The organism is Alistipes sp. D31t1_170403_E11 (assembly GCF_015553985.1).
GTDB classification, from domain to species: Bacteria; Bacteroidota; Bacteroidia; order Bacteroidales; family Rikenellaceae; genus Alistipes; species Alistipes montrealensis.
On record NZ_JADNHQ010000018.1, the window covers coordinates 1 to 5283 of the forward strand.

Consider the following 5283-nt stretch of genomic DNA (forward strand, 5'->3'; position numbering starts at 1 on the left):
AACGGCAAGGAGACACAGTCGTTTGTCGATGTGCCGTATACGGATTACGGCGCGAGGATGCTGGATTCGAAGTATCGGGTGAATTGGTTTAATATTGACCAGCTTTTGGAAAAGCATCATTCTCTTTCTCCCTATTTGTATTGCGGTGGAAATCCAATTTCTAGAATAGATATTTTGGGACTAGATTTTTGGACTACAACAGATCCAAGGTTAATCAATCAATTCCTTCAGCAGTTGATTGAATCTGGTTCATTTAGTCCGGATGGATGGACTCATTTTACGGATGATGAGTTTCTGAATGATGATCCGGAGTCAAATTCTTATTTGTGGCGGAGTGATTCTGGAAATAGTTTTTTTGTTTGGAAAACCAGTGATGTAAATGGTGTATATGTTAATTCGTACAAGTTGCCTGATATTCCGACCTCATTTGATTTATATGCATCACTGAATAATAAAGATTTAGATATTGCTAGTAATTTGATTGCTGGGGTTGGCATAACGGCCGGGGTTGGAGAGCAGTTGTTATTCAGCAGTAAATTAGAGACCTGGATGGGTCGGGATCTTAAGATAAGATCGCAAAATTGGGGTGGGAATCAATATACGGGAGGAAAGATTAAATTTGCTTCAAAATATGCAAAATATTTCAAATGGGCAGGTTTTGCAGCTACGGCAGCTAGCGCATATAATATTGAATTAATGTACCGTAAGGGACAAATATGTAAAGAACAGTATTATATTGAACAGGCCTCTAATGCGGTTTCAATGGTTCCATTCTATGGTACAGCGTGGGCATTTGGCTGGGATATGGGGAAAGTCTGTGCGTCTTGGTTGAAGTAGATATAATTTAAGTTTATGCTAATGCTATATAAATATCTCTTTTATGGTGTTTCGTATTATGTCAAAAAATACGATAATCTCTGGAATGTAGGCGAAACCTACTATGTCGGGGGTGCTATATTTGTCGGGATGGCTATTGATACGCTTATTTTTGACATATATAGCTTATTGGGAATATTATGGAAGCCGGAATTGCTGGACTGCAATTTTACGTTATGGGGAAAGATTTTGCCTCTTATTATTCCATTGGCAATTGCGATTTATTTGGGTGTTACGGGCAAGCATTCCAAGATATATGATGAAGTAGCGAATATGGAACCTAAGAAAAAGAAAATCTATAAAGTGCTGAATATTGTTCATTTACTTGTGATTTATGGCTTTATGTCCATATCTTCCGATTATATCCGCTATTATATTATGGGCTTTGATTCGCCTTTATTCGAATGGATCGAATCATTGTAAAGTTTCGCTTCCTGTTAATTTACAGCAGAATTCGGTATTAATGCATCGAGGCGATCAACTTAATCGCCTCGATGTTCGTATCGTAAATTATTCGTATCTTTGAATATAACCTAGGCAACAAGCAATGGAGGTTTATACAGTATATGTAATATGAAGAATCTGCAATATTCGAAACTTTCATTTTTTGAATCTCTTTATCTGTGGATATATGTATATACTTCGAAAAGCAGATTCCTGACAGGTCGGGGAGATGCGGAGGGTGCTGCGAGCGTAAATCTGGCCTTTTTGCAATGCATTAATTTTGAGGTAATATGGCGATCTATAATTCTGATTTTTGATCTGAATATTTCCTATTCAATATGGATTGATGTCGGCATTTTTGTCGGTTTTACGATATTCAACACGATTTTCTATGAACGAAAAATCGATAGTATCGTTGACCGACACAATGCGCTCCCTGAGAAAAAACGATTGGGGAACAGGACGAGGATGTTTATTTATGTCGTTGTTTCTATTGGGACTGTCATCGGATTGATGTTTTATGTCTCCGGTGTGAATGATGTGAAGAAAGCGGAACAGGTCAAGGAGAAACGTGAAATACTAAGAATAATCAGACCCGAATAATCGGACATTCAGGTAATTGGTTCGATACCGGCGTTGGGCTATGCCTTTTTTTCTATGAAGTATATTTACAGACGGCAGCCGATCCGTTTTTGTATAGAAGGTTGTAAAAAGAAACCCGAAACCAATGTTCCGGGTTTCTTTTTTTCTCGAATTTATATATCTTTGTACGCTGAAAAAAATATCAATTTTCCTGAGCAGAGAAACGAATTTATAGTAAATATTTAAGCTAGCTTTACGCTGTTTATTCTTTCTTCTGAAAATCTCACAATCAATATATTATATAGGAGAATGAACAGGTGGAGACCGTGTATTGGTACAGCACGGCCTGCCTCTGTTCAACTATATAAGGTGGTGAGATACCTTCAGAAGATTGAACATAGTTGTGGTCGTGCTGTTTTTTAAATCAGCGTATGAAAAGAACGACCGCCTCTTTTGTTCTTGTGGCTGCGATTATCCAAATTGCGTGCCAATCGTCGATCCCGATCCGTGAGATTTTTCGGGATGCACACTCCCGGATAGATTTACACCCGGACAGCGCATTGCTGGTTTTGAAGACCCTCGATCCGAAAAAGCTCCGCCGCCGGGCGCTCCGGGCGCGTTATGCCCTGCTTTACTCCCAGGCACTGGATAATAGTCGTGTTGATCTGCGGAGCGATTCGGTCATAGCTCCTGCTGTCGCCTATTACTCCCGGCACGGCCGGGCTGAGGATCGTGCATATACGAACTATTACCTGGGATGTATTCGTTATAATGCCGGAAATATCGACGGGGCTGTCCAGGCAATGCTGGCTGCTGAAACCCATGCGGCCGGAACGAAGGATACCTGCCTTCTGGCGCGGATATGCAATTGCCTGGGGAATATGTATTGCGACCAGCATCGTTTTGAGGATGCCGGAATCATGTTCGGGAATGCCGAAACGTATTATCAGGCCCTGTGTGACACGCCCAATATGGCCTATGCGGCGATGAACAGGGCGGAGGTCCATTCGCTGACGGCGCGTTCTGCGGAGGCTGTCGGAGGCTATCTGCGGGCCCGGAATCTGTTCGAGCGGATGGGCGACAGCATGCGGGCGTCGGAAATGACCCGGGATATCGTCCGTGAAATGCTGGACAGGAACGATGTTGCCCCGGATTCCCTCAGGCGGCTTTTGTGCCGGGCCTATTCGGTTTCCGGATTCGACCGCATCCCTTGTGCCGATTATCCGATGTGGGCAGCGATCTGCCTGCGGGAAAAGAAGCTGGATTCGGCCCGTCATTATGGGATGTCGGCGCTGGCGGACAGTTCCGTGTCCGGTAATAAACGATGCGGTATGATTTTGCAGATGTGCCGTATCGAAGAATCTTCGGGCAATTACCGGACGGCGACGGAGTATTGGCACGCCTATTACGATTTGTTCGACTCGGTCGTGAATTGCGAACGGGAGCAGCTCGTTCAGGAGGCGGAACAGCGATACCGCAACCGGGAATTTGCCGGCGCCGATAAATTACTCCGGCGCAGAACCCGGTCCGCGAGTATCATTTGGGGTGCTATTCTTGTTTTATGCCTGGCGGTTTTTGTCGCAATACATGTCCGGCGAGGTCGTCGATACCGGCAGTTTGTCGAGACCCTGAACGAGGATTACGATGCGTTCAGAAACCGCTGTCTGCAACTCGCCGGGGAATTGGACCGCACGTCGGCCGAAGAGGCGAACCTGCTGGGGGTGCTCGGCCGGCTGCTGACGCAATTCCAGCATTTACTGGATAAAGGCTATGGGACGAGCAGTTCCCGGAACCTGATCAACGAATTTAAGAAATATGCAAAATCGATCGGGAATGATAAGTCGCTGTTTGCCGATTGGCAGTTCATCGTCAACAAACAGTATTACGGACTGATCGACCACCTGCGCAAAACCTATCCGGAGCTGACCGGCTATGAACTGGACCTGTTGTGTCTGCTGCAGTTGAAGTTTCCGTTCAATTGCATCCGTTTGCTCTACCAGCACGAGAATGTGTACAGCCTTTATTCCCGCCGGACCAAACTGCACAAGAAACTGGGTTTGTCGTCCGGCTGCCGTCTTGAGGATTTTTTATCGGAACAGGTCGAACGGCTGAAAGAAGATCGGCGTTATAGCAGCGGCCGGCCGGATTGAATCTTAAAATGCTGATTGTCAGTCGTTCGCAAGATTGTCTTTGTTCCGCCGGGACCGGGGTTATATTCGGGTGTTTTTATGTTGCTGATTATAAGAGTGTTATATGCGCAGGGCTTATATGATTTTTAAGCCCGGATGCGTACTGAAAGGAGTTGTTTGTATATAACTTTGTAATACCACCAAACTAACCCGCTCTTTTATGAAAAAACTTCTCCTCCTTCTGGCTTTGGGCTTTTCGTGTTCTGCGTTGGCCGGCGTTTTCGGTCGGAGTGTCTCGGACCGAACGCGCCAGGACGTTCAGATTAAAGAAGCCGTCCTTCCTTCCAATCCGGAGCCGACTCGTTCCGCGCTTTCAGCCGCGACCGTCTCTATTGTTAACGAGGCTGTTTCTCCGGACGAATTAACGATTCCCATTGCGGATATGTCCGGATGCGCCGCATGCCGCGATGCTGCGAACCCCGATGCCGGGGCCTGCGGTATTCCGATCCCCGGAGCGGCCTGTTGGACTTACGGTGACGTTATGATCGAATAAAATCCGGACCCGGGGGTGTGGCCTGTTCCGCCGCGTCGCGTCTCCATTTTACCTTCCTGCCATGATTTTGCTGTGCATTATTGCCGTACTGATTACGGCAACGGCCCTTGTTATGTCCTGTCGGTACATAATCGGGCGCGTGAGACATTATCGTCGGAGCAGCCACCTTGCCAGACAGCGCATGCAGTTGCTGCGTCGTTTGCTCAGGCTGGCTTATGTCTATGGGCCTAATCCGGCCCTTTTCCTGAAGAAGTTCCAGGAAGAGGTGAGCATCGGTCACCTGGAGTGCTGCGATGTGATCTGCAACTATACCGAGCAGCGCCAGCTCGAAGCTGTCCGGACGAACAGCCAGGCGGTCAAGAATCAGGATGTACTGCTGTGCATTCTGATCAATAAAGGGTTTACGCCGCAGGAACTGAGTGTCATGTACGGGATGACCAACTACAATTCGATCTACGTCCGCTATTCGCGTATCCGTAAATTCTGTAAAAAAGCAAAGGTCGAAGATATGGCTTCCCTTGCAAAAATACCTTAACGTTTGCTTTCATTTTGTGCTAAAATATTGTTTATGAGAAAATTTCCCTATGCCGGATTAAAACGGCTTCGTGCTTTTTCTTTGCCTGAGTTGCTGGTCGTTCTGGTTATTATCGGCATTTTGGTTCTGATCGCTTTGCCGAATCTGATGCCGTTGATATCGCG

At 46.1% G+C, this 5283-nt stretch carries 6 protein-coding genes and 1 pseudogene; all 7 read left to right on the top strand.

All coding sequences use genetic code 11. The annotated features are described in order from the left end of the window. Positions 1 to 837 (top strand): annotated as a pseudogene (locus I2E69_RS15055) (hypothetical protein); the annotation flags it as partial. A 15-nt stretch (positions 838 to 852) separates the two neighbouring features. Then, complete coding sequence (locus tag I2E69_RS15060; RefSeq protein WP_195462045.1) at positions 853 to 1299, top strand: hypothetical protein; 447 nt, start codon at positions 853 to 855, stop codon at positions 1297 to 1299. Between the two features lie 150 nt (positions 1300 to 1449). Then, positions 1450 to 1923, top strand: a complete 474-nt coding sequence (locus tag I2E69_RS15065) for a hypothetical protein (RefSeq protein ID WP_195462046.1) — start codon at positions 1450 to 1452, stop codon at positions 1921 to 1923. A 380-nt stretch (positions 1924 to 2303) separates the two neighbouring features. After that, the gene (locus tag I2E69_RS15070; RefSeq protein ID WP_195462047.1) at positions 2304 to 4052 is read left to right on the top strand and encodes a hypothetical protein; all 1749 of its coding nucleotides are present in this window, start codon (positions 2304 to 2306) and stop codon (positions 4050 to 4052) included. Positions 4053 to 4251: 199 nt separating this feature from the next. Continuing rightward, positions 4252 to 4584 carry a hypothetical protein gene (locus I2E69_RS15075; RefSeq protein WP_195462048.1) on the top strand — a complete coding sequence of 111 codons (333 nt, stop codon included), beginning with the start codon at positions 4252 to 4254 and terminating at the stop codon, positions 4582 to 4584. A 139-nt stretch (positions 4585 to 4723) separates the two neighbouring features. Continuing rightward, positions 4724 to 5119 (top strand): hypothetical protein, encoded by a 396-nt coding sequence (locus I2E69_RS15080; protein ID WP_195462049.1) that lies wholly within the window; start codon positions 4724 to 4726, stop codon positions 5117 to 5119. A gap of 33 nt (positions 5120 to 5152) precedes the next feature. Further along, on the top strand, positions 5153 to 5283 hold a 131-nt coding region (locus I2E69_RS15085; protein ID WP_195462050.1), incomplete at its 3' end, for a prepilin-type N-terminal cleavage/methylation domain-containing protein.

Bases quoted from the DNA above. Each gene is read 5' to 3' on its own strand.
- I2E69_RS15060 (WP_195462045.1), top strand. From the start codon at position 853: ATGCTAATGCTATATAAATATCTCTTTTATGGTGTTTCGTATTATGTC.
- I2E69_RS15065 (WP_195462046.1), top strand. From the start codon at position 1,450: ATGAAGAATCTGCAATATTCGAAACTTTCATTTTTTGAATCTCTTTAT.
- I2E69_RS15075 (WP_195462048.1), top strand. From the start codon at position 4,252: ATGAAAAAACTTCTCCTCCTTCTGGCTTTGGGCTTTTCGTGTTCTGCG.